The organism is Variovorax sp. RCC_210, from assembly GCF_041355175.1.
GTDB lineage: Bacteria > Pseudomonadota > Gammaproteobacteria > Burkholderiales > Burkholderiaceae_C > Variovorax.
Genome location: NZ_JBFUPJ010000003.1, coordinates 175,711 through 198,287, shown reverse-complemented (window position 1 = coordinate 198,287; position 22,577 = coordinate 175,711). Strand labels below are relative to the sequence as shown.

The 22,577-nt window shown below is 69.5% G+C and carries 23 protein-coding genes; 18 read left to right on the top strand and 5 right to left on the bottom strand.

The genetic code is table 11. The features are described from left to right. The first annotated feature begins 45 nt into the window (after nucleotides 1-45). Genes AB6807_RS12975 through AB6807_RS12945 form a run of 7 tightly spaced genes read left to right on the top strand, consistent with a single transcriptional unit; the run spans nucleotide 46 to nucleotide 5,802 of the window. Nucleotides 46-816, top strand: coding sequence for a glucose 1-dehydrogenase (locus tag AB6807_RS12975; RefSeq protein ID WP_371084877.1), 771 nt, complete (start codon nucleotides 46-48; stop codon nucleotides 814-816). Nucleotides 817-858: 42 nt separating this feature from the next. Beyond that, nucleotides 859-1,653: an enoyl-CoA hydratase-related protein gene (locus AB6807_RS12970; protein ID WP_295173488.1), complete on the top strand. Its 795-nt coding sequence runs from the start codon at nucleotides 859-861 to the stop codon at nucleotides 1,651-1,653. 22 nt (nucleotides 1,654-1,675) lie between these two features. After that, entirely contained in the window at nucleotides 1,676-3,214 is a 1,539-nt protein-coding gene (locus tag AB6807_RS12965; RefSeq protein ID WP_371084876.1) for an enoyl-CoA hydratase-related protein, read from the top strand. Next, nucleotides 3,211-3,690 (top strand): MaoC family dehydratase N-terminal domain-containing protein, encoded by a 480-nt coding sequence (locus AB6807_RS12960; RefSeq protein ID WP_371084875.1) that lies wholly within the window; start codon nucleotides 3,211-3,213, stop codon nucleotides 3,688-3,690. Before AB6807_RS12965 ends, AB6807_RS12960 begins: the two co-directional genes overlap by 4 nt. Continuing rightward, nucleotides 3,687-4,085: a MaoC/PaaZ C-terminal domain-containing protein gene (locus AB6807_RS12955; protein WP_371084874.1), complete on the top strand. Its 399-nt coding sequence runs from the start codon at nucleotides 3,687-3,689 to the stop codon at nucleotides 4,083-4,085. Before AB6807_RS12960 ends, AB6807_RS12955 begins: the two co-directional genes overlap by 4 nt. Continuing rightward, nucleotides 4,082-5,326, top strand: coding sequence for an acetyl-CoA hydrolase/transferase family protein (locus AB6807_RS12950; RefSeq protein ID WP_371084873.1), 1,245 nt, complete (start codon nucleotides 4,082-4,084; stop codon nucleotides 5,324-5,326). The genes AB6807_RS12955 and AB6807_RS12950 overlap by 4 nt, the downstream gene beginning before the upstream one ends. Beyond that, the gene (locus tag AB6807_RS12945; protein ID WP_371084872.1) at nucleotides 5,323-5,802 is read left to right on the top strand and encodes a PaaI family thioesterase; all 480 of its coding nucleotides are present in this window, start codon (nucleotides 5,323-5,325) and stop codon (nucleotides 5,800-5,802) included. Before AB6807_RS12950 ends, AB6807_RS12945 begins: the two co-directional genes overlap by 4 nt. A gap of 6 nt (nucleotides 5,803-5,808) precedes the next feature. Here the strand turns inward: AB6807_RS12945 and AB6807_RS12940 are convergent, their stop codons facing one another. Next, a complete protein-coding gene (locus AB6807_RS12940; RefSeq protein ID WP_371084871.1) occupies nucleotides 5,809-6,834 on the bottom strand; it encodes an NADP-dependent oxidoreductase in 1,026 nt (341 codons plus the stop codon). A 111-nt stretch (nucleotides 6,835-6,945) separates the two neighbouring features. On the opposite strand from AB6807_RS12940, the gene AB6807_RS12935 reads away from it, so the two are divergent. From AB6807_RS12935 to AB6807_RS12905, 7 genes are read left to right on the top strand one after another with little or no spacing between them, the layout of a single operon-like run. Continuing rightward, nucleotides 6,946-7,404, top strand: a complete 459-nt coding sequence (locus tag AB6807_RS12935) for a MaoC family dehydratase (RefSeq protein ID WP_371084870.1) — start codon at nucleotides 6,946-6,948, stop codon at nucleotides 7,402-7,404. Beyond that, nucleotides 7,404-8,297, top strand: a complete 894-nt coding sequence (locus AB6807_RS12930) for a CoA ester lyase (protein ID WP_371084869.1) — start codon at nucleotides 7,404-7,406, stop codon at nucleotides 8,295-8,297. Before AB6807_RS12935 ends, AB6807_RS12930 begins: the two co-directional genes overlap by 1 nt. Before the next feature lie 40 nt (nucleotides 8,298-8,337). Next, nucleotides 8,338-9,504 (top strand): acyl-CoA dehydrogenase family protein, encoded by a 1,167-nt coding sequence (locus tag AB6807_RS12925; RefSeq protein WP_371084868.1) that lies wholly within the window; start codon nucleotides 8,338-8,340, stop codon nucleotides 9,502-9,504. Nucleotides 9,505-9,534: 30 nt separating this feature from the next. After that, nucleotides 9,535-10,731, top strand: coding sequence for an acyl-CoA dehydrogenase family protein (locus AB6807_RS12920; RefSeq protein ID WP_371084867.1), 1,197 nt, complete (start codon nucleotides 9,535-9,537; stop codon nucleotides 10,729-10,731). Nucleotides 10,732-10,765: 34 nt separating this feature from the next. Next, nucleotides 10,766-11,686: an SDR family oxidoreductase gene (locus AB6807_RS12915; protein ID WP_371084866.1), complete on the top strand. Its 921-nt coding sequence runs from the start codon at nucleotides 10,766-10,768 to the stop codon at nucleotides 11,684-11,686. A 43-nt stretch (nucleotides 11,687-11,729) separates the two neighbouring features. Then, nucleotides 11,730-12,665 carry a tripartite tricarboxylate transporter substrate binding protein gene (locus AB6807_RS12910; protein WP_371084865.1) on the top strand — a complete coding sequence of 312 codons (936 nt, stop codon included), beginning with the start codon at nucleotides 11,730-11,732 and terminating at the stop codon, nucleotides 12,663-12,665. Between the two features lie 2 nt (nucleotides 12,666-12,667). Next, entirely contained in the window at nucleotides 12,668-14,254 is a 1,587-nt protein-coding gene (locus AB6807_RS12905; RefSeq protein ID WP_371084864.1) for an AMP-binding protein, read from the top strand. 45 nt (nucleotides 14,255-14,299) lie between these two features. Here the strand turns inward: AB6807_RS12905 and AB6807_RS12900 are convergent, their stop codons facing one another. Then, a complete protein-coding gene (locus AB6807_RS12900) occupies nucleotides 14,300-15,505 on the bottom strand; it encodes a CaiB/BaiF CoA transferase family protein (RefSeq protein ID WP_371084863.1) in 1,206 nt (401 codons plus the stop codon). An 82-nt stretch (nucleotides 15,506-15,587) separates the two neighbouring features. On the opposite strand from AB6807_RS12900, the gene AB6807_RS12895 reads away from it, so the two are divergent. Next, nucleotides 15,588-16,562: a Bug family tripartite tricarboxylate transporter substrate binding protein gene (locus AB6807_RS12895; protein ID WP_371084862.1), complete on the top strand. Its 975-nt coding sequence runs from the start codon at nucleotides 15,588-15,590 to the stop codon at nucleotides 16,560-16,562. 98 nt (nucleotides 16,563-16,660) lie between these two features. On the opposite strand, the gene AB6807_RS12890 is transcribed toward AB6807_RS12895, so the two are convergent. Both AB6807_RS12890 and gcvA read right to left on the bottom strand, forming a co-directional pair. Then, complete coding sequence (locus AB6807_RS12890) at nucleotides 16,661-17,386, bottom strand: alpha/beta hydrolase (RefSeq protein WP_371085183.1); 726 nt, start codon at nucleotides 17,384-17,386, stop codon at nucleotides 16,661-16,663. Nucleotides 17,387-17,851: 465 nt separating this feature from the next. Next, entirely contained in the window at nucleotides 17,852-18,808 is a 957-nt protein-coding gene (gene gcvA / locus AB6807_RS12885) for a transcriptional regulator GcvA (protein WP_371084861.1), read from the bottom strand. Nucleotides 18,809-18,907: 99 nt separating this feature from the next. Here gcvA and AB6807_RS12880 point away from each other — a divergent pair, with 99 nt between their 5' ends. Together AB6807_RS12880 and AB6807_RS12875 are read left to right on the top strand one after the other, a co-directional pair. Next, on the top strand, nucleotides 18,908-20,197 hold the full coding sequence (locus AB6807_RS12880) for an MFS transporter (protein WP_371085182.1): 1,290 nt from the start codon (nucleotides 18,908-18,910) through the stop codon (nucleotides 20,195-20,197). A gap of 76 nt (nucleotides 20,198-20,273) precedes the next feature. After that, nucleotides 20,274-21,035 (top strand): SDR family oxidoreductase, encoded by a 762-nt coding sequence (locus tag AB6807_RS12875; protein WP_371084860.1) that lies wholly within the window; start codon nucleotides 20,274-20,276, stop codon nucleotides 21,033-21,035. 99 nt (nucleotides 21,036-21,134) lie between these two features. On the opposite strand, the gene AB6807_RS12870 is transcribed toward AB6807_RS12875, so the two are convergent. After that, a complete protein-coding gene (locus AB6807_RS12870; protein ID WP_371084859.1) occupies nucleotides 21,135-22,097 on the bottom strand; it encodes a GlxA family transcriptional regulator in 963 nt (320 codons plus the stop codon). Nucleotides 22,098-22,207: 110 nt separating this feature from the next. On the opposite strand from AB6807_RS12870, the gene AB6807_RS12865 reads away from it, so the two are divergent. Beyond that, nucleotides 22,208-22,510 carry a putative quinol monooxygenase gene (locus AB6807_RS12865; RefSeq protein WP_371084858.1) on the top strand — a complete coding sequence of 101 codons (303 nt, stop codon included), beginning with the start codon at nucleotides 22,208-22,210 and terminating at the stop codon, nucleotides 22,508-22,510. Nucleotides 22,511-22,577 lie beyond the last annotated feature (67 nt).

Here is a 22,577-nt window from a genome sequence, read left to right as displayed (position 1 = left end):
GCTTTTTCTTCTCTCGTTTTTCCCTTTTCCACAGGAGACATCCCCATGCGAGGACTCAAAGGCAAGACCGCCATCGTGACGGGCGCGGGCAGCGGCATCGGCCGCGCCATTGCGCTGCGGCTGGCGGCCGAAGGCGTGACGGTCGGCGTGTTCGACATCAACGAGGCCGGCGCCGGCGACACCGTCAAGGCCATCGAGGCGGCCGACGGCAAGGCCGTGGCCGTGGCCTGCGACATCACCGACTACGGCGCGGTCACCGCCGCGGTGAAGCGCTTCGAGGACACGACCGCCGCGGGCACCGACATCCTGGTGAACAACGCCGGCTGGGACACGCCCATGCCCTTCCTGAAGACCGAAGAGGCGTTCTGGAAGAAGGTGACGGCCATCAACTGGTTCGGCCCCTTGCACATGACGCATGCCGTGGCACAGGGCATGGCTGCGCGCAAGAGCGGCCGCGTGGTCAACATCGCGTCCGACGCGGGCCGCGTGGGCTCCACCGGCGAGGTCGTGTATTCGGGCTGCAAGGGCGCGACCATCGCTTTCGCGAAGGCGCTGGCGCGCGAGGTGGCGCGCAGCAACGTCACCGTGAACACCGTGTGCCCCGGCCCGACCGACACACCGGCCATGGATGCCTTCGTCGGCACCGGTGAGCAAGGCCAGAAGATTCGCGACGCCATGGTGCGCGGCGTGCCGCTGGGGCGCATCGGCGTGCCCGACGACTACCCGGGCCTGGTGGCCTTCCTGGCCAGCGACGACGCCGCCTTCATCACCGGCCAGACCATCAGCGTCTCGGGCGGGCTGAGCATGCACGGCTGATCCATTCACCGAACAACAGACAAAGCACAGGAGCAAAGCGACATGAGCAAGCAGTACAAGGACATCCTCTACGAAGTGCGCGACGGCGTGGTGAACATCACCATCAACCGGCCCGAGGTGTACAACGCCTTTCGCAACCAGACGCTGGAAGAACTCATCGACGGCCTGCGCCGCGCCGACGAGGAAAAGAGCGCCAACGTGATGGTGCTCTCGGGTGCCGGCGACAAGGCCTTCTGCACCGGCGGCGACCAGAAGGTGCACCTGAGCGAAGACGGCCTGTACGGCCCGCGCGGCACGGTCGGCATGCCCATCGAGGAAATGCAGACCGCCCTGCGCGACCTGCGCAAGGTGTCCATCGCCAAGGTGCAGGGCTTCGCGATCGGCGGCGGCAACGTGTTCGCGACGATGTGCGACCTGACGATTGCCAGCGAGAAGGCCACCTTCGGCCAGGTCGGCCCCAAGGTCGGCTCGGTCGATCCGGGCTGGGGCACGGCCTACCTCGCGCGCATCGTGGGCGAGAAGAAGGCGCGCGAAATCTGGTTCCTGTGCCGCAAGTACACCGCCGCCGAGGCCGAGAAGATGGGCCTGGTCAACAAGGTGGTGCCGCACGACCAGCTCGACGCCGAGGTCACGCAGTGGTGCAAGGAAATCAACGAGATGAGCCCGACCGCGCTCACCATCGCCAAGCGCTCGTTCAATGCCGACACCGAGAACATCCGCGGCATCGGCTTCCTGGGCATCCAGACGGTGAAGCACTACTACCAGTCCGACGAATCGAAGGAAGGCGTGAAGGCGTTCAACGAGCGCCGCAAGCCCGACTTCAAGAAGTTCGTCTGAGCGCGCCGCAGGAGACCCCTACGTGCAAACGCTGATCCAGACCGCGCTCGACGCCGACGGCGTGCTCGTCGCCACGCTTGACATGCCGGGTCGTTCGATGAACGTGTTCTCGGCCGAACTGATGGACGCGCTCGATGCGCTGATGGACCGTGCCGACAGCGACGACGCGGTGCGCAGCGTGGTCGTCACCTCGGCCAAGACCAGCTTCCTGGCAGGTGCCGACCTGGTGATGGTGCGCGGCTTTACCGACCGCGCGCGCACCGGCACACGCGAGGAAATGTTCGCGTTGTGCGGCCGGCTCGGCCGCCAGTTCGTGCGGCTCGAAGCCTCGGCCAAGCCCTGGGTCGCGGCCGTCAACGGCATTGCGCTGGGCGGCGGGCTGGAGCTGGCACTGGCCTGCCGCGTGCGGCTCGTGACCGACGAGCCGCGCACCCAGCTGGGCGTGCCCGAAGTGCGCTGGGGCCTGCTGCCCGGCGCTGGCGGCACGCAGCGTCTGCCGCGGCTGGCAGGCTTCGAGCCGGCGATGGACATGCTGCTGAGCGGCCGCTCGATTGCGCCCGCCGACGCGGTGCGGCTCGGCATCTTCGCGCGCGCGGTGCCCGCGGCACAGTTGCTCGACAAGGCCAAGGCCGAAGCACGCGCGATGCATGGCAAGCCCTACGACGCCAACGCCAAGTTCGCGCGGCTCGCCCAGGCCGATGTGCCGGCGTGGAGCGAAGACACGGCGCGCGCCATTGCGCTGCGCCACGGCGTGGCCGAAGCGGACTTCGCGCTCTACCCCGCGTACAGCGCCATCGTCGACAGCGTGCTCAAGGGCGCGCGGCTGCCGCTGTCGGAAGCGACGGATGTGGAGATGACGCAATTCCTGCGCCTCATGTTCAACCCGGTGGCGGGCAACATGGTGCGTACGTTGTTCCTGGAGCGCCTGCGGGCCGAACGCGAACTGGCGGCGCCGGAAAAGTTGCGCATCGAGCACATCGGCGTCGGTGCCATCGGCGCGGCACGCCGTGCATGGACCGACGCGCTCGCCAAGGTCAAGCTGCCGCAGGCGGCCGACCTTGCCCTGCCGGCCGATACGCTGGAGCTGACCGACACGCAAGGCCGGCGTACGCGCATCGCGCTGCGCGTGCTCGACGAGGCGCCATCGCCTGACAGCGGAGGCTTGCCGGTGGCGGTGCTGTCGCCGGCTGGGCCGTACGGCCGCGTGCTGGAGATCGTGAATGCGGACGACGCAGCGGCCGCCGCGATGGCCAGCCTCGCCGCGCGCCTGTGGTCGCTGCCCTGGCGCAGCGTCGAGGAAACCAGCGTGCTGCAACGCCTGCGTGGCGCGACGCTGCCCGCGCAGGCGCAAGCCGCCGTGCGCTATGCCGCGTCGCCCGCCGCCGGCGATCCGGCCTTCATCGATGTGGCGGCCTGCCTGGCAGGCGTGACGCCCGCATGGAGCGGCGGCCCGCTCACGCAGGCCTGGGCCGAGCGCGACACGCTGGTGCCGACCTTCGACAGCGACGCGCGCAATGCCTGGTCGCGCCTCCAACCCGCGCTCTCGCAAGCCGGCGCATGACCGACCGCAGCCGCATCGGCTTGAAGACCGCGCCCACCACGGTGCCCGTCGACGCGTGGCGCGTGAAGCTGTTCTGCGAGGCCACCGGGGAGACCGATGCGGTCTACTGGAACGCCGAGGCCGCACGCGCGGCCGGGCACCCGGCATGCCCGGTGCCACCCACCTTTCTGAAGGCGATCGAAGGCGAGCACTTCAGCAGCGCGCAGCTGATGAACCTGCTCGATGTGCCGCTGCGCGGCGTGCTGCACGCGGAGCAGGCCTTCGAGCACTTTGCGCCCGTGCATGTGGGCGACAGCGTGGAGGTCAGCCGCACCGTCACGGACATCCATGACAAGAAGGCGGGCGCCTTCACTTTCATCGTGGTCGACACCCACTACCGCGTCGGCGGCACGCCTGTCGCGACCAGCCGGCAGACCATCCTGGTGCGGAATGTGGTGAATGCAGTGAACGCGGTGAACGCGCCGCAACCGTCATGACCCTTGCCACCTACCCAGCGCAGATCGAACTGACGTGCGGCCCCGTCAGCTCGCTCGACCTGGCACTGTTCGCCGCCGCTTCCGGCGACCACAACCTGCTGCACCTCGACCCGACCGTCGCGCAGGCCGCGGGCTTCGACCGCCCGGTGGTGCACGGCATGCTCACGATGGCCTACACGGCGCGCCTGTGCAGCAGCCACTTCGGCGCGGGCAGCGTGCGTGCGTTGCAGACCCGCTTCACCGGCGTGGCGAAGCTGGGCGACACCGTGCAGCTCGAGGCCAGGCTGGCCCGGATGGAAGGCGCGCAGGCCGTGTACGACCTCAGCGCACGTGCCGAGGGCGGCGGCGAGCTGATGGCCGGCACCGCACGCATCGAGCGCTGGAGCGCCGCATGAGCGCCCCGCGCCTTACCGACGCGCTGCGCCCCGGCCTGCGCGTGTTCGTGCCCACGCTGAGCAATGAATCGGCACTGCTGCAAAGCGAACTGCAGGCAGACCCCGAGCGCGCGAGCGGCGTCACCTTCACGGGCGTGCAGTTTCCGGGCATCGACCGCGCCGACTACCTTGCACTTCACCCGAAAGCGCGGCTGGCTGCGTTCTTCATGTCGCGCGCGGTGCGCGAAGGCATCGCCCAGGGCCGGGCCGAGCTGCTGGGCCTGGACTACATCGGCATCACCCGCCACCTGCGCGACAGCGCGCCGCCCGACGTGGCCATCGCGCAGCTCACGCCGCCCGATGCCGGAGGCTGGTGCAGCCCCGGGCTCACGGGCGACTTCCTGCCGCTGGTGTGGTCGCGCGCCGCCCGCCGCGTGGCGCACATCAACCCGCGCATGCCGCGCACGCAGGGCGGTTTTCGCGTGCACATCTCGAAGATCGACGCGGCGGTGGAGGCCGACACGCCGCTGCTCGAGTTCACCGAAGCTCCGGCCGGCGACACCGAGCAACGCATCGGCGCGCATGCCGCGGCGCTGGTGCGCGACGGCGACACGCTGCAGTTCGGCATCGGCTCGGTGCCGCTCGCGCTGGGCCGGGCGCTGGCATCGCACAGGCGCTTGCGCTTTCATGGCGGGCTGGTGTCGAGCGCGCTGCGCACGCTGTGGGAAGCGGGCGCGCTCGACACCAGCGCGCCCGTCACCACCGGCGTGGTGCTCGGCGATGCGGCCTTCCACGACTTCGCCACGCGGCTACCGACGCTCTCGGTGCGCGACGTGGCCCACACCCACAACCCGGCCGTGCTCGCGGCCATTCCGCGCTTCGTGGCGATCAACTCGGCGATCGAGGTCGACCTGTTCGGCCAGGTCAATGCGGAGCGCGCCGGCGGCGTGATCCAGGCCGGTGCGGGCGGCCTTCCCGCCTTCGCGCTGGGGGCGCAGGCTTCGCGCGGGGGCCGGCTGCTGATCTGCCTGGCCGCGACCGCGCGCAAGGGCACGGTGTCGCGCATCGTGCCCGCGCTGACGGACCAGGGCCTGTGCACCCTGCCGCGCCACCTGGCCGACGCGGTGGTCACGGAGCACGGCGTGGCCGAGCTGCGTGGCCTGTCGCTCGACGCGCGCGCCGAGGCACTGATCGCCATCGCGGCGCCCGAGCATCGCGACACCCTGCAGGCCGCCTGGTCGGCCCTGCGCCGAACCGCATGAACCAAGACATCGCACCGCCGCCCGAAGGCTTCCAGCGCGTCGAACTGGGCGGCGTGTTCGCGCTGAACAACGGCCCGTTCTACGCGCGCTGGCACGACGACCATCTGCTGATGGGCTTTCGCGTGGGGCCGCAGCACGTGAACCCGGGCGGCGGCTGCCATGGCGGCATGCTGTGCACCTTCGCGGACATCCTGGTGTCCACGGCGGCGCAGTACCAGGCCGACATTCCGCGCCAGTTCCTGCCCACCATCAGCCTGCAGACCGACTTCCTGGCCATCGCGCCCAAGGGCAGCTGGGTGCAGGGGCGTGCCGACGTGCTGAAGGTCACGCGCAACCTCGTGTTCTCGCAAGGCCTGGTGCAGGCCGACGGCGAGACGGTGCTGCGCGTGAGCGGCGTCTTCAGGCGCGGGCCGTTGCTGGCCGAGTCCGAAGGGGACCAGGCGCTGCGGCTGCCGGGCATGCCGCAGCGCGACTGAGCCCGCTCAGCCGCCGGCGAGGCGGATCAGGCGCTTGCCGAGGTTCTCGCCGCGGTAGAGACCGGCGATGGCGTCGGGCGCGCGTTCGATGCCGTCGAGCACCTCTTCCTGGTACACCAGCTTGCCCTCGCGCAGCCATTGCGCCAGGTCGCGCCGCGCGGCGGGGTAGTGGTCGGCGTGGTCGAAGATCACGAAGCCCTGCATGCGCGCGCGCTTCACCAGCATGTGGCGTTCCACGCGCGGCCCCTGCGGCGGCGGGTTCCAGCTGGCCACCGATGCCGTGCCGCAGATGACGATGCGCGCGCCGACGTTCAGGTGCGCCATCACCGCGTCGCTGATGGCGCCGGCGGTGTTGTCGTAGTACACGTCGACACCGCCCTCGCAGGCTTTGGCGAGCTGGTCGGTGAAGTCGGGTGCCTTGTAGTCGACCGCGGCATCGAAGCCGAAGCGCTCTGTGCACAGCGCGCGCTTGTCAGGCCCGCCCGCGATGCCGACCGTGCGACAGCCGTGCAGCTTCGCGATCTGCCCGACGCAGGAGCCCACGGCGCCGGCGGCGGTCGACACGACCACGGTGTCGCCGGCCTTGGGCTGGCCCAGCTCGAGCAGGCCGTAATGCGCGGTGACCCCGTTGATGCCCATCACGCCCAGCGCGGTCGACAGCGGCAGGTCGTCTTCTTCCACGCGCCGCTCGATGGCCGTGCCCTGCACCACCGCGTAGTCCTGCCAGCCGAACAGGCCCGTCACCTTCGTGCCGACGGGCCATGCCGCGTCGCGCGAGGCCTCCACGCGGCCCGCCGCGAAAGAGCGCATCACCGCGCCGATGGCGACCGGCTCCGAGTAGTTCGCCACCGCCGCCACCCAGCCGCGCATCGCGGGCTCCACCGACAGGTACAGGTTGCGCACCAGCACCTCGCCGGGCTGCAGCGCGGGCACCGGAGCCGAGACGATCTCGAAGTGTTCCGCCTGTGGAATGCCCGGGGGCCTGGAGATAAGAAGAACCTGTCGGTTGACGAGCGTGGACGCTGGGGACATGTGGGTTTCTCCGGGGGTGCGGGCTGTATGCCGCTGGTTCAAATCCGCTATAGTACACATGCGTATGATGTACATCCATACGCTCAACGACACAGGACAGGAGACGACTCGATGGCAGGAAAATGGTTCGAGGAATTCGTGGTCGATGCGCAGTTCGACCACGAGATACGGCGCACCGTGCTCGAGTCGGACAACATGTGGTTCAGCAACGCCACCTGCAACCCGGCGGCCATCCACATCGACGCAGAGTACGCCAAAGGTACCGAGTTTGGAAAGCCGCTGATGAACAGCATCTTCACGCTCGGCCTGGTCATCGGCCTGTCGGTGCAGGACACCACGCTGGGCACCACGGTGGCCAACCTGGGCATGACAGACGTTCGCTTTCCGGCGCCGGTGTTCGCGGGCGACACGCTGCGCTCGCGCACCACGGTGCTCGAGGTGCGCGCGAGCAAGTCGCGGCCCAACGCTGGCATCGTCACCTTCCTGCACCAGGGCTTCAACCAGCGCGACGAAGAAGTGGCCACGCTGCGACGCCAGGCCCTGATGCTGCGCAAGCCGGAGGCCGCGTGATGGCAGCCGCCAGGCCCCAGCGCTCGATGCTTTTCGTGCCGGCCGACAGCGAACGCAAGCTCGCCAAGGGCCTGACGAGCCCGGCCGACGCGCTGATCCTCGACCTCGAAGACGCCGTGGCGCCCGCGCACAAGGTGGCGGCGCGCGGCACGGCGGCGGCGTTCATCGCCGAGCATGCCGCGGCTTTGCAGGCACGAGGCGGCGCGCAGCTCTACGTGCGCATCAACCCGCTCGATTCGGGCATGGCCATGCAGGACCTGGCCGCCGCCGTCGCGCCCGGCCTGGCCGGCATCATGCTGCCCAAGACGAACAGCGCCGACGACATTCGCCGCGTCGCCTTCTGCCTCGATGCGCTGGAAGCGCGCGCCGGCATGGCGCCCGGCACCGTGCGCATCGTGCCGGTCGCGACCGAAACCGCGCCCGCCATGCTCACCATGGCCAGCTACACCCGCGAGGTGCCGCGGCTGGCAGGCATCACCTGGGGCGCGGAAGACCTGTCGGCGGCCATCGGCGCCATATCGAACCGCGATGCGGACGGGCAACTGTCGCCGCTGTACACGCTGGCGAACTCGCTGTGCCTGTGCGCCGCCGCCGCGGCCGGCGTGCCGGCCATCGACACGCTGTACGCCGACTTTCGCGACCCCGCGGGCCTGGCCGCTTCGTGCGCGGTGGCGCGGCGCCGCGGGTTTCGCGGCCGCATCGCGATCCACCCCGACCAGGTGGCGGTCATCAACGACGCCTTTTCGCCCAGCGAGGCCGAACTGGCGCACGCCCGCCGCGTGGTCGAGGCCTTTGCGGCGCAACCCGACGCGGGCACCGTCGGGCTCGACGGCGCGATGCTCGACATGCCCCACCTGAAACAGGCGCGTCGCACGCTCGGCCTCGAAGGCTGACGCGCCGCGCACCACCCCACAAGCAACGGAGACCCTGCAGATGGACTTCTCGATCACCGAGGACCACACGGCCATCCGCGACGGCGTTGCCGCCGTGGTGAAGTCGTTCGACGACGAATACTGGCTGGCACGCGACGACGACGGCGAATTTCCGCGCGAGTTCCATCGCGCGATGGCCGATGCCGGCTGGCTCGGCATCACGATGCCGCAGGAGTACGGCGGCGCCGGCCTCGGCGTGACCGAGGCCGTGATCATGCTGTACGAGGTGGCCAGCCATGGCGGCGCGATGGCGGCGGCATCGACCGTGCACATCAACCTGTTCGGCCCGCACCCCATCGTGGTGTTCGGCACCGAGGAGCAGCGCAAGCGCTGGCTGCCGCCGCTGGTCGAGGGCAAGGACCAGTGCTGCTTCGGCTTCACCGAACCCGACGCGGGCCTGAACACCACCGCCATCAAGACCTTCGCAGAGAAGGTGCCCGGCGGCTACGTGGTGCACGGCCAGAAGGTGTGGACATCGACCGCGCAGGTGGCCAACAAGATCATGCTGCTCACACGCACGACGAAGCTCGAAGACTGCAAGCGCCCCACCGACGGCATCACCATCTTCTACACCGACCTCGACCGCAGCAAGATCGAGGTGCGCCGCATTCCCAAGATGGGCCGCAAGGCGGTGGACTCCAACGCCATCTTCATCGACGGGCTGTTCATTCCCGACGCCGACCGCGTGGGCGAGGAAGGCAAGGGCTTCAGCTACATCCTGCACAGCCTGAACCCCGAGCGCCTGCTGGTGGCGGCCGAGGCCATCGCCATCGGGCAGGACGCCTTGCGCCGCGCCACGCAGTACGCCCGCGACCGCGTGGTGTTCGGCCGGCCCATCGGCCAGAACCAGGGCATACAGCATCCGCTCGCGGAACGCTGGATGGCGCTGGAAGCCGCCTGGGCCATGACGATGAAGGGCGCCTGGCTCTACGACAACCACCGCCCCTGCGGCGCCGAGGCCAACAGCGCGAAGTTCCTGGGCGCGCGCGCGGGCTACGACTCGGCCCTGCAGGCGGTGCTCACGCACGGCGGCTTCGGCTACGCGAAGGAATACCACGTCGAGCGGCTGCTGCGCGAGGTGACCATCACCCGCATCGCGCCCATCACCGAGCAACTCATCCTGTCGTTCATCGCCGAGAAGGTGCTGGACCTGCCCAAGTCGTACTGACCGTAACGACTGCCTTGTGAAGGAACCAATGTGATCAAACGCGGACTGTTCAGCGAGGAGCACGATGCCTTCCGCGACATGGTGCGAAAGTTCATCGAGAACGAGATCGCGCCGCACCACGCGGCGTGGGAGGGCCAGGGCATCGTGCCGCGCGAGCTGTGGCGCAAGGCCGGCGCGGCCGGCATGCTGTGCTGCACCGTGCCCGAGGAATACGGTGGCGCCGGTGCCGACTACCTGTTCGACGTGGTGGTGTTCGAGGAAATGGCGCGCTCGGGCTACACCGGGCCCGGCTTCATGATCCACTGCGACCTGGTGGCCACCTACGTGAAGTCTTTCGGCAGCGAGGCGCAGAAGAAGCAGTGGCTTCCGAAGATGGTAAGCGGCGAGGCCATCGGCTCGCTGGGCATGACCGAGCCGCACGCGGGCTCCGACCTGAAGGCGATCCGCACCAAGGCGGTTCGCGACGGCGACGACTTCGTGATCTCTGGGCAGAAGGTGTTCATCTCCAACGGCCAGCTGTGCGACGTGATCGTGCTGGCCACCAAGACCGACTCCACCGCCGGCGCCAAGGGCGTCACGCTGTTCCTGGTCGACACCAGCCTGCCGGGTTTTCGCCGCGGCAAGAACCTGCAGAAGCTGGGCATGAAGGGGCAGGACACCTCGGAGCTGTTCTTCGACGAGGTGCGCGTGCCCGCTTCGGCCATGCTGGGCGAAGAAGGCCGCGGCTTCGAGCTGATGATGACCAAGCTTGCGCAGGAGCGCCTGGCGCAGGCCATTCGCTCGGCCACGGTGGCCGAGACGGTGGTGGAGTGGACGGTCGACTACGTCGCCAACCGCAAGGCCTTCGGCAAGACCATCGGCGACTTCCAGAACACGCAGTTCAAGCTCGCCGAGCTGAAGACCGAGGCCGTGGTCGGGCGCCAGTTCACCGACAAGTGCATCGAGAGCTTCATGCAGGGCGAGCTCGACGCGGTGGACGCCGCCATGGCCAAGATGTGGCTGTCTAACACGCACTGCAAGATCGTCGACGAGTGCCTGCAGCTGTTCGGCGGCTGGGGGTATATGTGGGAATATCCCATCGCGCGGGCCTATGCCGACGCGCGCATCGTGAAGATCGCGGGCGGCTCGATCGAGGTGATGAAGCACATCATCGGGCGCCAGATGTTCTCCAGCTACCAGAAGGGCGGCGACCGCTACAACGGCGTTGCCGGCATCAACCCCGCCTGAGGCGCGCGCGCCCGGCATTCGAAGGAACGATTCCATGACGACCATGGCCAGCGGACCGATCCGCGACGACGCCCTTGCGGGCAAGCGCATTCTCATCACCGGCGGCGGCACCGGCCTGGGCAAGGAGCTGGCGCGCAGCTTCGTGGCGCACGGCGCGTCGGTGCACATCTGCGGCCGGCGCGAAGGCGTGCTGCAGGAGACTGTGGCCGAGCTGCGCGAGCACGCCGGGCAGGCGGCGCAGGGCGGCACCATCGAACACCACATCTGCGACGTGCGCAGCGCCGAGCAGATGGAGGCCATGGTCGACAGGATCTGGGAGGGCGGGCCGCTCACCGGGCTGGTGAACAACGCCGCGGCCAACTTCATCTCGCCTTCCATCGACATCAGCCCGCGCGGCTTCGAGGCGGTGCGCTCCACCGTGATGGACGGCGCGCTGTATGCCACGCTGGCCTGCGGCCGGCGCTGGATCGCGCAAGGCCTGCCCGGCTCGGTCGTGAGCATGCTCGTGACCTGGGTGTGGACCGGCTCGCCCTACGTGCTGCCTTCTGTCATGGCCAAGACGGCCGTGCATGCGATGACGATGTCGCTGGCCGTGGAATGGGGCCGCCACAACATCCGCGTGAACGCGGTGGCGCCCGGCCCCTTTCCGACCGAAAGCGCCTGGGAAAAGCTCGCCCCCATTCCAAAGGCCAACGTGGGCGCGGCCTCGTCCGAGAAGGTGCCCATGGGCCGTTTCGGCAAGATGAACGAGCTGTGCAACCTGCTGATGTTCCTGCAGTCCGACGGCTGCGACTACATCACCGGCCAGAACATCGCCATCGACGGCGGCCACCACCTGGCCGCGCCAAGCACCTTCGCCGAGATGAACGCGATGACGCCCGACGACTGGGCCGAGGCCAAGCGCATCGTGCGCGGCCGCGCCGAGCAGGAAAAGGCGCAACGCAGCGCGGGCTGAGCGGCGCCGCACCGTGAACAGAAGGAGAAGCCTTCTCGGCGCGATGGCGCTTGCATCGGCCCTGCCCTCGGGCATCGTTCGCGCACAGGGCTTTCCATCGCGGCCGATCACGCTGATCGCGCCTTCGGTGGTGGGCGGCTCGACCGACGTGGTCTGCCGCGCGATGGCCGAGTCGGTCGGCCGGCGCCTCGGCGTGGCCGTGGTGGTGGAAAACAAGGCCGGTGCCGGCGGCTCGCTGGGCGGGCTGGCGCTGGCTTCCGCAAGGCCCGATGGCTACACGGTGGCGCTCTTGCCGCTGGCCACCTTCCGCATGCCGCTGATGCAGAAGATGGCGTTCGATCCGCTGCGCGACATCGCCTACGTGGCGGGCCTGGGCGGCTTCGTGTTCGGGCTGGCCGTGAAAGCCGACGGCCCCTTCCGCAGCCTGGCCGAGCTGATCGCCCACGCGCGCCAGCACCCGGGCGAGGTGAGCTACGGCCATGCCGGCATCGGCTCCACGCCGCACCTCGCGGTGGAAGAGCTGGCGCAGAAGACCGGCGTGCAGTTCACCGCCGTGCCCTACAAGGGCTCGAACGAGGCGCTGGCGGCCCTGCTCGGCGGACAGATCTCCGTGATGAGCGGCACCACCGAGTTCGCGCCGCATGTGCAGTCGGGCAAGCTGCGCGTGCTGGCCACGCTGGGCGCCCAGCGCGCCGCGGCGTTCCCCGATGTGCCGACGCTGCGCGAATCGGGCGTGGACATCGTGAACGAATCGCCCTTCGGCATCGGCGCGCCGCGCGGCACCGATGCCTCGGTGGTGCGCACGCTGCACGACGCCTTTCGCGCATCGCTGGACGACCCGATGGTGAAGTCGGTCTACGCGCGCTTCATGCTGCCGATGATTCCCATGAACCCCGCCGAGTACGAGGCCTTCGCGCGCCGCACGGTCGCCACCGAGCGCACCACGCTGGCACGGCTCGGCCTGCTGAAGAAGGAGTGAGCGTGTCGAGTTCTTTCACACCGACGCCGACATCGCCGCCGGCCCTGGACCTGCGCGTGCACGCCACCACCGCGCCCGAGCGGCCCGCCATCGTGTGCGGCGACGTGCGGCTCAGCTACGGCGAGCTCGAAGCACTGGCCAACCGCTTCGCCGAAGTGTTCCGCCAGCTCGGGCTGGTGCGCGGCGATCATGTCGCCACGCTGCTGAGCAACCGGCCCGAGGGGCTGGCAGCGGCCTGGGCCGCCTGGCGGTCGGGGCTGTACCTGACGCCCATGTCCACAGCGCTCGCAACGCCCGAGCTGCGCTACCTGGTGGAAGACTGCGACACGAAGGCGGTGCTGGTCGATGCGCAGCTGCGCGAGCTGGTCGCCACGCTGCCGGGTGCCATCGCTCGGCCCGTGCACTGGCTGTCGCTGGGCGGCAATGTCGAGGGCTTCGCTGCGTTGGAGCCGTTGCTGGAAGCCGCCTCGCCGGCGCCGCACGCCGACGAACCACCGGGCGCGTTGATGATGTACACGTCGGGAACTACCGGCGCGCCCAAGGGCGTGATCCGGCCGCTGTTGCCGCCCGAATGGCGCGGCACACCGCCGTTCGCGGCCGACTTGCTCGACCTCTTCCAGGTCGGCGGAGTCGACGTGCGCTACCTGTCGACCGCGCCGCTGTACCACGCGGCGCCGCTGCGCGTGGCGCTGGCCGTGACCGCCGGCGGCGGCACCGTGTACGTGATGGAGCGCTTCGATGCCGAAGAGGCGCTGCGCCTCATCGCGCACGAAGGCATCACGCACAGCCAGTGGGTGCCCGCCATGTTCCAGCGGCTGCTGGCCCTTCCGGCCGAGCGCCGCGCGGCCTTCTCGGCGCCGGCGCACCGCATCGCCGTGCATGGCGCCGCGCCCTGCCCCGCGGCACTGAAGCGCGCCATGATCGACTGGTGGGGCCCCATCCTGCTGGAGTACTACTCGGGCAGCGAAGGCGTCGGCCTGACCCTCATCGACTCGCGCGAGGCGCTGGCCAAGCCAGGCTCCGTCGGCCGCGCGCGCAAGGGTGTGCTGCACATCGTGGACGCCGAAGGGGCCGAGCTGCCGGCCGGCCAGACCGGCATCGTCTACTTCTCGGGCGTGAAGCCCTTTGCGTACTACAAGGCACCGGAGAAGACCTTGGCACGCACGCATGCGCTGGGCTGGCAGACCTTCGGCGACATGGGCCACGTTGACGACGAGGGCTGGCTGTTTCTTACCGACCGGCAGGACGACATGATCATTTCCGGCGGCGTGAACATCTACCCGCAGGAGATCGAGGCCGCGATGCTCGAGGTGCCCGGCGTGTGGGAATGCAGCGTGGTCGGCGTGCCCGACGAACGCTTCGGCGAGCGGCCGGTGGCTTTCGTCGTGCCGGCGCGCGATGCGGCGCACGACACGGCCGCGCTGCTCGCGCGCGTGCGGGCGCACAACGGCCAGCGGCTGGGCCGCATGAAGCAGCCCGACGAGATCCACGTCATCGACAGCCTGCCGCGCACCGCGACCGGCAAGGTGCTGCGGCGCGAGTTGCGCGACAGCCTCAAGCCCGGCGCACCCGCCGGCAACGCGCGCTGAACACCGGCGCGCTGATCGACCGAGGATGGCGACCGCCTGTGCCGCCTATGCCTCCTTGTTCGCGCCACCCAGCAAGCGAGCAATCTCTTCTTCGCTGTAGCCGATTTCCCGCAACACCTCGGCGCTGTGCTCGCCGTGCAGCGGCGGCGGCCGGCGAAGCGCCATGCGTTCGCCATCGAAGCGCAGCGGCTGCGCGATGCCGCTGAGCGCGCCCAGCGTCGGGTGTTCGTAGTCGAAGCGCATGCCGCTTGCGCGCGTGTGCGGGTGCTCTGACAGCTCGCCCAGCGTGTGCAGCGGCGAGCTCGGAATACCCGCCTCTTCGAGCGCCTTCAGCCATGCATCGCGCGGGCGCGAGCGCATCGTCGCGGCCACCAGCTCGACCGTCTCCGTGCGGTGGCGCACGCGGTCTGCGTTGGTCCGAAAACGCGGGTCGTCCACCACGTCCTGCAGATCGGCTATCGCGCAGAAGCGGCGCCACAGCGCATCGTTGGCCACGCCCAGGATCAGCGGCGCGTCCTGCGTGTCGAAGGCCTGGTAGGGGCACAGCGACTCGTGGCCCGAGCCCGGGCGCTGCGGCTCGGTGCCGCGCTCCCAGAAGCTCTGCAGGAAGTAGCCGAGGAACCCCGTGGCACTGTCGAACAGCGACGCTTCCACAGTGCCGCCTCGACCGGTTCTCTCGCGCCGGAAAAGCGCCGTGAGGATGCCGATGAGCGCGTGCAGCCCCGTGGCCTGGTCCACCGGCGAGAAGGGGCTGCGCACCGGCGGGCCCTCCTGCTCGCCCGTGATGGCCAGCATGCCGCAGAAGGCCTGCAGGATCACGTCGTAGCCCTTGCCTTCGCGCATCGGCCCGGTGCTGCCGAAGCCCGAGATGTCGCAGTACACCAGGCGCGGGTTGGCGGCGAACAGGGCCTGCGCATCCACGCCCAGCTTGCGCGCCACGCCCGGGCCGAAGCTGGCGATGACCACGTCGGCCTTGGCCGCGAGCCGGTGCACGGCCTCGCGCCCTTCGTCGCTGGCCAGGTCGAGCGCCACGCTGCGCTTGTTGCGGTTGGCGCTCAGGAACACAGCGCCCACGCGCTCGCCGGCCGCTTCGCGAAACGGCGGCCAGCCGCGCGTTTCGTCGCCGGCGCCCTGCGCCTCGACCTTGACGACGTCCGCGCCCATGTCGCCGAGGTACTGCGCGCACAGCGGGCCGGCCAGCACCTTCGACAGGTCGAGCACGCGAATGCCATCAAGAGGAAGCTCGTTCATAGGGGATGTACGGGGTTCGCCAATTGGTTTGCTACAAGAAGGTTTGCTAGCATACCAATATTGACACCACTGGGGAACTCCGATGCGCCCGTCGATCCTGGCCCTTGCCGCATGGCTGGCCGCCGCCGTTTTCGCCGCCGGCCCTGCCCGGGCGCAGGCACCGGCCTGGCCGACCAAGCCGGTCCGGCTCATCGTGCCGTACGCGGTCGGCCAGGGCACCGACATTGCGGCGCGCTACATCTCGGACCAGCTCGGCAAGGAGCTGAAGCAGCCCATCATCGTGGACAACCGCCCGGGCGCGGGCGGCAACGTCGGCACGCAGCTGGCGGCGCGCGCGGCGCCCGACGGCTACACGATCATGATCGGTACCAACGCCACGCATGCGGCGAACGTGTTCCTCTATGCCAACCCCGGCTACGACCCGCAGGCCGACTTCGAGCCCATCGCCATGGTCGGCATCCTGCCGCTGGTGTACGTGACGCAGCCCACCAGCAACGTCAACACCATGCAGGACCTGGTGCGCGCCGCGCGCGCCAAGCCCGATGCGCTGAACGTCGCCGTGTCGACCACCACCTGCCGCATGGCGCATGAACTCTTCAAGGCGCGCTCCGGCGCCGCCATGTACCCAGTCGACTTCAAGGGCAGCGCGCAGGCGCTGACGGCCGTGATGGGGACGCAGGTCGAGTTCATGGTGGACACCATCGCCTCGCTGCACGGCGCCATCCAGAACGGGCAGGTGAAGGCGCTGGGCGTCACGTCCAGCAGGTCGAGCCCGTTGCTGCCGGGCGTGAAGTCCCTGGCGGAACAGGGCATCGCCGACTACGAGCTGGTGGGCTGGACCGTGTTCTACGCACCCAAGGGAACGCCGCCCGACACGCTACGCGCGCTGTCCACCGCGCTGGAAAGCGCCTTGGCCCGAACCGATGTGCGCGACAGGCTGATGGAGCTCGGCATCGAGCCGCAGACGCGGTCGCGCGAAGAACTCAAGGCCTTTGCCGAGACGGAGAAGCAGAAGTGGGGGCGGTTGATCAAGGCGGCGGGGCTGAAGCCGAGCTGAGGCGTTTTCGCACGCCGCCTAGCACCGCGTCGCCCTTTCACGCGCGCTGAGCGCGCACCGGCACCGGTGTCGCCCGGGCTTCGCCGCCGAAAGTGTGCTCAGGCCACCATGCGGCTCACGCCGGCTTCCGCGCCCATGCCCTGCCGCTCGAGCCAGTTCAGGCACAGCTGCGCCACGTCGCGCCAGCCATGGTCCACCGTCAGCGAGTGGCCGCGGCCTTCGAACTGCCGCAGCTCGGTCAGCGACTTCGAATGCCGGTACATGCGAAAGGCCGCCTGCGTGGTCACGTCGGGCACGGTGTGGTCCGCCGTGCCCGAGATCATCAACAGCGGGCCGCGCCCGTCGTTCGCGGTCGCCACCTGCGAGGCCTGGTTGCCGGTGAAGTTCGCGAACGCGACTTCGAACAGGCCGCGCACCGGCGACGGGATGCACCACTTCTCGAACAGCGCATCGGACTCCGCCTGCTCGATGGCGTTGCCGAAACCGTAGCGGAACTGCGCCTTCGTCAACGAGATGGCCTTGCCCACATTCATCGGGTTGCCCAGCCCCGGCAAGCCCGCGCGCAACTGCGCCAGCGGCAGCCGGAACACGCCCTTGATCTGCGCCGGATCGATGGCGACGGCCGCGCGGCCGATGCCCTCGCCCAGCAGCTTCTGCGCAATCAACCCGCCGAAGGAGTGACCGACGATGACGGGTGGCGCCGGCAGCCGTGCGATCAGCTCGGCGAAATGCGCGGTGACTTCGGCAAGGCTCTTGCCGGCGACCTGCTCGGGCCGTTGCACCATCACTTTGGGCTGGCAGGCCCCGGCGCACGCAGTGGTCATCACGCCGACGAACCGCTCCTTGCCTGCGCCAGATCGAACAGGCTCTCGAGGCTGAGCGGCCGCAACGCGTTGCCACCCAGGATCGCCCGGCGCTCCTCATCGCTGATGTCTGGAATGGCCGAGATGGCGCATGAACATCTTCCATGCCCATGCCGAATGGACAGTCCGTGCCCACGAGCAGCTGCGAGGCGCCATGGACCTCGATGAGGTAACGCATGGTGCGCGCCAGATGTGCCGAAGATAGTCGCTCGGCGGGCGCAGGCAGGTATGTGCCTCGGGGCGCTTAGATAGCCACCGCCGTGGACGGCAATCACCGTGTACAGACACTTTCCGCAGCGAGCCGATTTGATTGCGGCCGTGTTCCGACGACTTGCTCGACGCCGCTGCAACCTTGTGCATGTCGGCCAGCGCGTCGCGGCCCGGAGAAGCGAAGCGGTTGGTCGCGCTGCACGTCGATGGGCTGCGCTAGCTGCGCTGAAACGCGTCTGAACTGCCGCTCGCCTGGCCCGCCATGCCCGTGATCCAGCGCTCGAACGCCGACACCGCGCCGTCTTCGGCCCGGTCCGCGTTCACCACCAGCGTGTAGTCGAGCGCGCGCCAGGCGGGCGCCGCAATCGGGCACACCAGCCGCCCCGCGGCAAGGTCCCGTTCGATCAGCGGCAGCGACGCCAGCGTCACGCCCAGCCCTTCGACGGCCGCGGCAAGCTGCAGGTAGGTGTGGTCGTACTCGGCGTGCCGGGCCGGCCGCAAGTCCGCCGCGCCGGCGCCTTGCAGCCACTGCGCCCAGGCGGTGCGCGTGGTGGTGGAGTGCAGCAGCGTGTGATGGCGCAGGTCGTCCACGCTGTGCACCGGGCTGCGGCGCAACAGCGCGGGGCTGCAGGCGGGCAGGCGCTGGTCGGGCATGAGCGGGCGCGACACCACGCCCGCACCCTCTTCGCTGCCGGAACGCACGCCGACATCGAAGGCATCGCCCACGTAGCGCAGCTTGCGCGATGTGGTCGTCACGCGCACGTCGATGTCGGGGTAGCGCGCCTGAAAATCGCACAGCCGCGGCAGCAGCCAGCACAGCGCGAAGCTGGGCATCGCGTTCACGCGCACGATGCCCGACACGCGGCGAACCGCATCGCGATGGCCCAGCCGGCCGGCCCCGGCCGCCAGGCGGTCAAAGGCGTGGGACACGTCGTGCAGCAAGGCGGCGCCTTCGTCGGTCAGCACCACGCCACGCGCCTGGCGCTCGAACAGGGGCACGCCGAACCAGTCTTCCAGCAGCCTGATCTGCTTGCCCACCGCCCAGTGGGTCACGTGCAGGTCGGCGGCCGCGGCGGCGAAGCTGCCCCGGCGCGCCACCGCCTCGAAGTTGCGCAGCGCATTGAGCGGCGGGAGCCTGTCGCGGGGGGCGGTGGGGGTGTCGTTGGTGACCATGGCGTGACTTTATCTCTCGGCCCGCCCGATTTTTGGTCTGTTGCTGGCCCTGAAGCGCGCACCTAGAGTTGCCCCATGCCCGTGACCGAACCCCGCGCGATGAGCGCAACGAGAAGCCCGTCGTCGACCCTTTCTAGCCGTCCACAAGCGGAACAAGCCGGGCAGCCGACGCCTAGGTCGCGCTCGCGCGTGCTGTGGTTCTCGTGCGTGGCGCATGCGCTGCACGACGGCTACACCGACATGATCTACGTGCTGCTGCCGATGTGGCAGGCCGAGTTCGGCTTGAGCTACGGCGCGCTGGCCCTGTTGCGGGGCATCTACGGGGGCACGATGGCCAGCCTGCAGCTTCCCGCGGGGTGGCTGGCGCAACGGTTCGGCCACAAGGCCGTGCTGGCCTCGGGCACCTTGCTGGCGGCCATCGGGTACGCGGCGGCGGGCGCGTCGGGCAGCCTGGTTGGCCTGTGCCTGGCGCTGGCGTTGTCGGGCAGCGGCTCGAGCACACAGCATCCGCTGGCTTCGGGCGCGGTGTCCAGGGCCTATGGGCTGGACGCACGCCGTGCGCGCAATGCCTTGGGCATCTACAACTTTTCGGGCGACCTGGGCAAGGCGGCGTTGCCGGCGGCCGTCTCGCTGCTGGTGGCTTTCATGCCATGGCGCCATGCGTTGTGGGTGATTGCGGCGCTGGGTTGCGTGGTGGCGGCAGCCCTTGCGCTGTGGATGCCTTCGATTGCGCCCGGCAACGCACCGGCGAAAGGACCGGCATCGGGACAAGACCGCAAGCGTCGCGAAACCAGCGGGACCAGCGCGACCGGCAACAACGCGCGCACAGGCTTCAACCTGCTGTTCGCCATCGGCGTGCTCGACACCGCGGTGCGCATGGGCTTGCTGATGTTCCTGCCGTTCCTGTTGACGGCCAAGGGCGCCTCCACGCCGGTCATCGGCACGGCGCTGGCGCTGGTGTTCATCGGCGGCGCGGCAGGCAAGTTCGCCTGCGGCTGGCTCGGCGCGCGCGTGGGCGTGATCGGCACCGTGCTGGCCACCGAAGGCTGCACCGCGGTTCTGATCGTCGCGGTGATGCTGTGCCCGCTCGTGCCGGCGCTGGTGCTGCTTCCGCTGCTCGGCGTCATGCTCAATGGAACGTCTTCAGTGCTCTACGGCACGGTGCCCGAGCTGGCACCCGCCGACCACACCGGCATGGGCACCGAGAAAGCGTTCGCGCTGTTCTACACGGGCACCATCGGCGCGGGCGCGATCGCGCCGGTGATCTACGGTTTTCTCGGCGACCACATCGGGGTGCAAGGCGCCACCCTGGCCGCGGCGCTGACCGCCTTGGCCATCTACCCGCTGGCCATCGCTCTGCGCGCGCACCTGGTCCCCGGCAAGCCCTGAACGCAGGCCACGGGCGCAATTCATCGCGCCGCCTCCGGCTTCTACCGATCACTCAACCACACATGAAGGGCCACCCATGGACACCGTCTCGCAGCCGCCGCTGATTCTGGTCACCGGAGGAAGCCGCGGCGTAGGCGCGGCAACTGCACGGCTTGCCGCCGCACAGGGCTACGACGTGGCGATCAGCTACGTGGGCAACGAGCCTGCCGCCGTCGCGGTCGTCGCCGATGTGGAAGCTGCGGGGCGCCAGGCCCTGGCGGTGCGCGCGGACAACGCGGATCCCGCGCAGGTCGCGCAGTTGTTCGCCGCCATCGACCGGCGCTTCGGCCGGATCGATGTGCTGGTGAACAACGCCGCAATGCTCGCGCCGCAATCGCGGCTGGAAGATCTCGACTTCGCGCGCATGCAGCGCATCTTCGCGGTCAACTCGATCGGCCCTATCCTCTGCGCGCAGCAGGCGATCAAGCGCATGGCGCATCGGCACGGGGGGCGTGGCGGCGTCGTCATCAATGTCTCGTCGGCATCGGCGCGGCTCGGCAGTCCGAACGAGTACGTCGACTACGCCGCGTCCAAGGGCGCCGTCGAGACATTCACGACGGGCTTCGCCAAGGAGGTGGCGCGCGAAGGCATACGCGTCAACTGCATTCGCCCCGGCCACATCTACACCGACATGCACGCCAGCGGCGGCGAGCCGGGGCGGGTGGACCGCGTCAAGGACTCCATTCCCATGGGAAGAGGCGGGCAACCCGAAGAGGTTGCGCGCGCGATCCTGTGGCTGGCCAGCGCCGAGGCTTCTTTCAGCACCGGCGCGTTCCTCGATGTCACCGGCGGCAAGTGAGCGACACGGTGCGCTGGCGGATTGTGCGGGCCGCTGCTCGCGATGAGGGTCGTGCGCAGACAAAGGTGTCTTCGGACCGCTCGGGTGGCCCGCAACCGCTCACGTGCGCGCGCGCAGCTCCTTGACGCCGCGACCCAGCTTGCGTCGCAACAAGGCGCGCAAGGTCACTCCGTCGGAGTAGCCGACCTGCGCGGCGATCTGGTCCACGCTCTCTGTGCCGGTGCGCAGCAACTGCACCGCCCGCTCGACGCGAAGGTCCTGAAAATAAGACAGCGGTGTCTTGCCGAGCACGGTGTGCAGGCGCCGCGCCAAGGTGCGTTCGCTGGCGCCCACCGCAGCGGCCGCCTCGGCGAGCGAGAAACCTTGCTGCAGCTGCAGCCGGGCCCAGCCCTCGAAGCGCTCGACCACGGGGTCGGAATGCGCGAGGTGATCGGGAATCACGAACTCGGCTTGCGAGCCCCGCGCCTCGACCAGCAGGTAGCGCGCCGCGAGCGCGGCCAGCGCGGGGCTGCTGCTGCGCACCACGCTCAACGCAAGGTCGATATGGGCCAAGGCGGCGCCCGCGGTGGTGAAGGAGGCCGAGTTCACGAGCATGCGGGACTCGTCCAGCGCCACGCGCGGATAGCGCTGCCGGAACATCGGCGCCAGCCACCACGACGTCGTGGCGCGGTGGCCGTCGAGCAACGCGCTCTCCGCCAGCAGAAAGGTTCCGGTGCAAGCGGCGCCGGCGACCGCGCCGTTGCCGGACCACTGCTGTAGCGCGGCGACCGCATCGGCCACGTCAGCGCGCGCCAGCCGCGCCGCGAGCGTCTCGGGCATCTTCACGCCCAGCGCGGGGACGAGCACAACGTCGGGGGTCTGCACGCTGTGCACGGGCACCACCGGCACCGTGAGCCCCTGCGCCGTGCGCACCTGGCGCCGCACGCCCACGCACGTGACCGCGATGGGCGGCGGCGCCTGCGCCAGCGTGCCGGCCAGTTCGTTGGCGGTGCTCAGCGTATCGGTCAGCGCTGCAAGGCCCAGGTCAAACACGCCGTCGAGGACGAGAACATGCAATCTCATGGCATGAATGGTATCAATATTGGCGTTCCTGCCACTCGCAGCTGGGGCGGGCGGCCTCGACACTGTGGACTCGCATCAACGTCCACCCGTTCCATTCAAAGGAAATTTCCATGACCAAGTTCGCACTGTTCGTCCGTCTCGAAGCCAAGCCCGGCCAGGAGAGCGCCGTCGCCGATTTCCTGGCCGGCGCGCTGCCGCTCGCCAATGCCGAATCGGGCACCACCGCGTGGTTCGCATTGAAGTTCGGCCCCTCGACCTTCGGCGTGTTCGACGCCTTTGCCGACGAGGCCGGTCGCCAGGCTCACCTGAACGGGCCCATCGCCGCAGCGTTGATGGCGAACGCCGCGGCCTTGCTCAGCACGCCGCCGAACATCGAAAAGATCGACTTGCTGGCGGCGAAGCTGCCTGGCTGACGAACCGGGGCGGGGTGCTGGCCGGCTACGACGTGGTCGACGCCATCGTCGATGCAACGGCTACAGG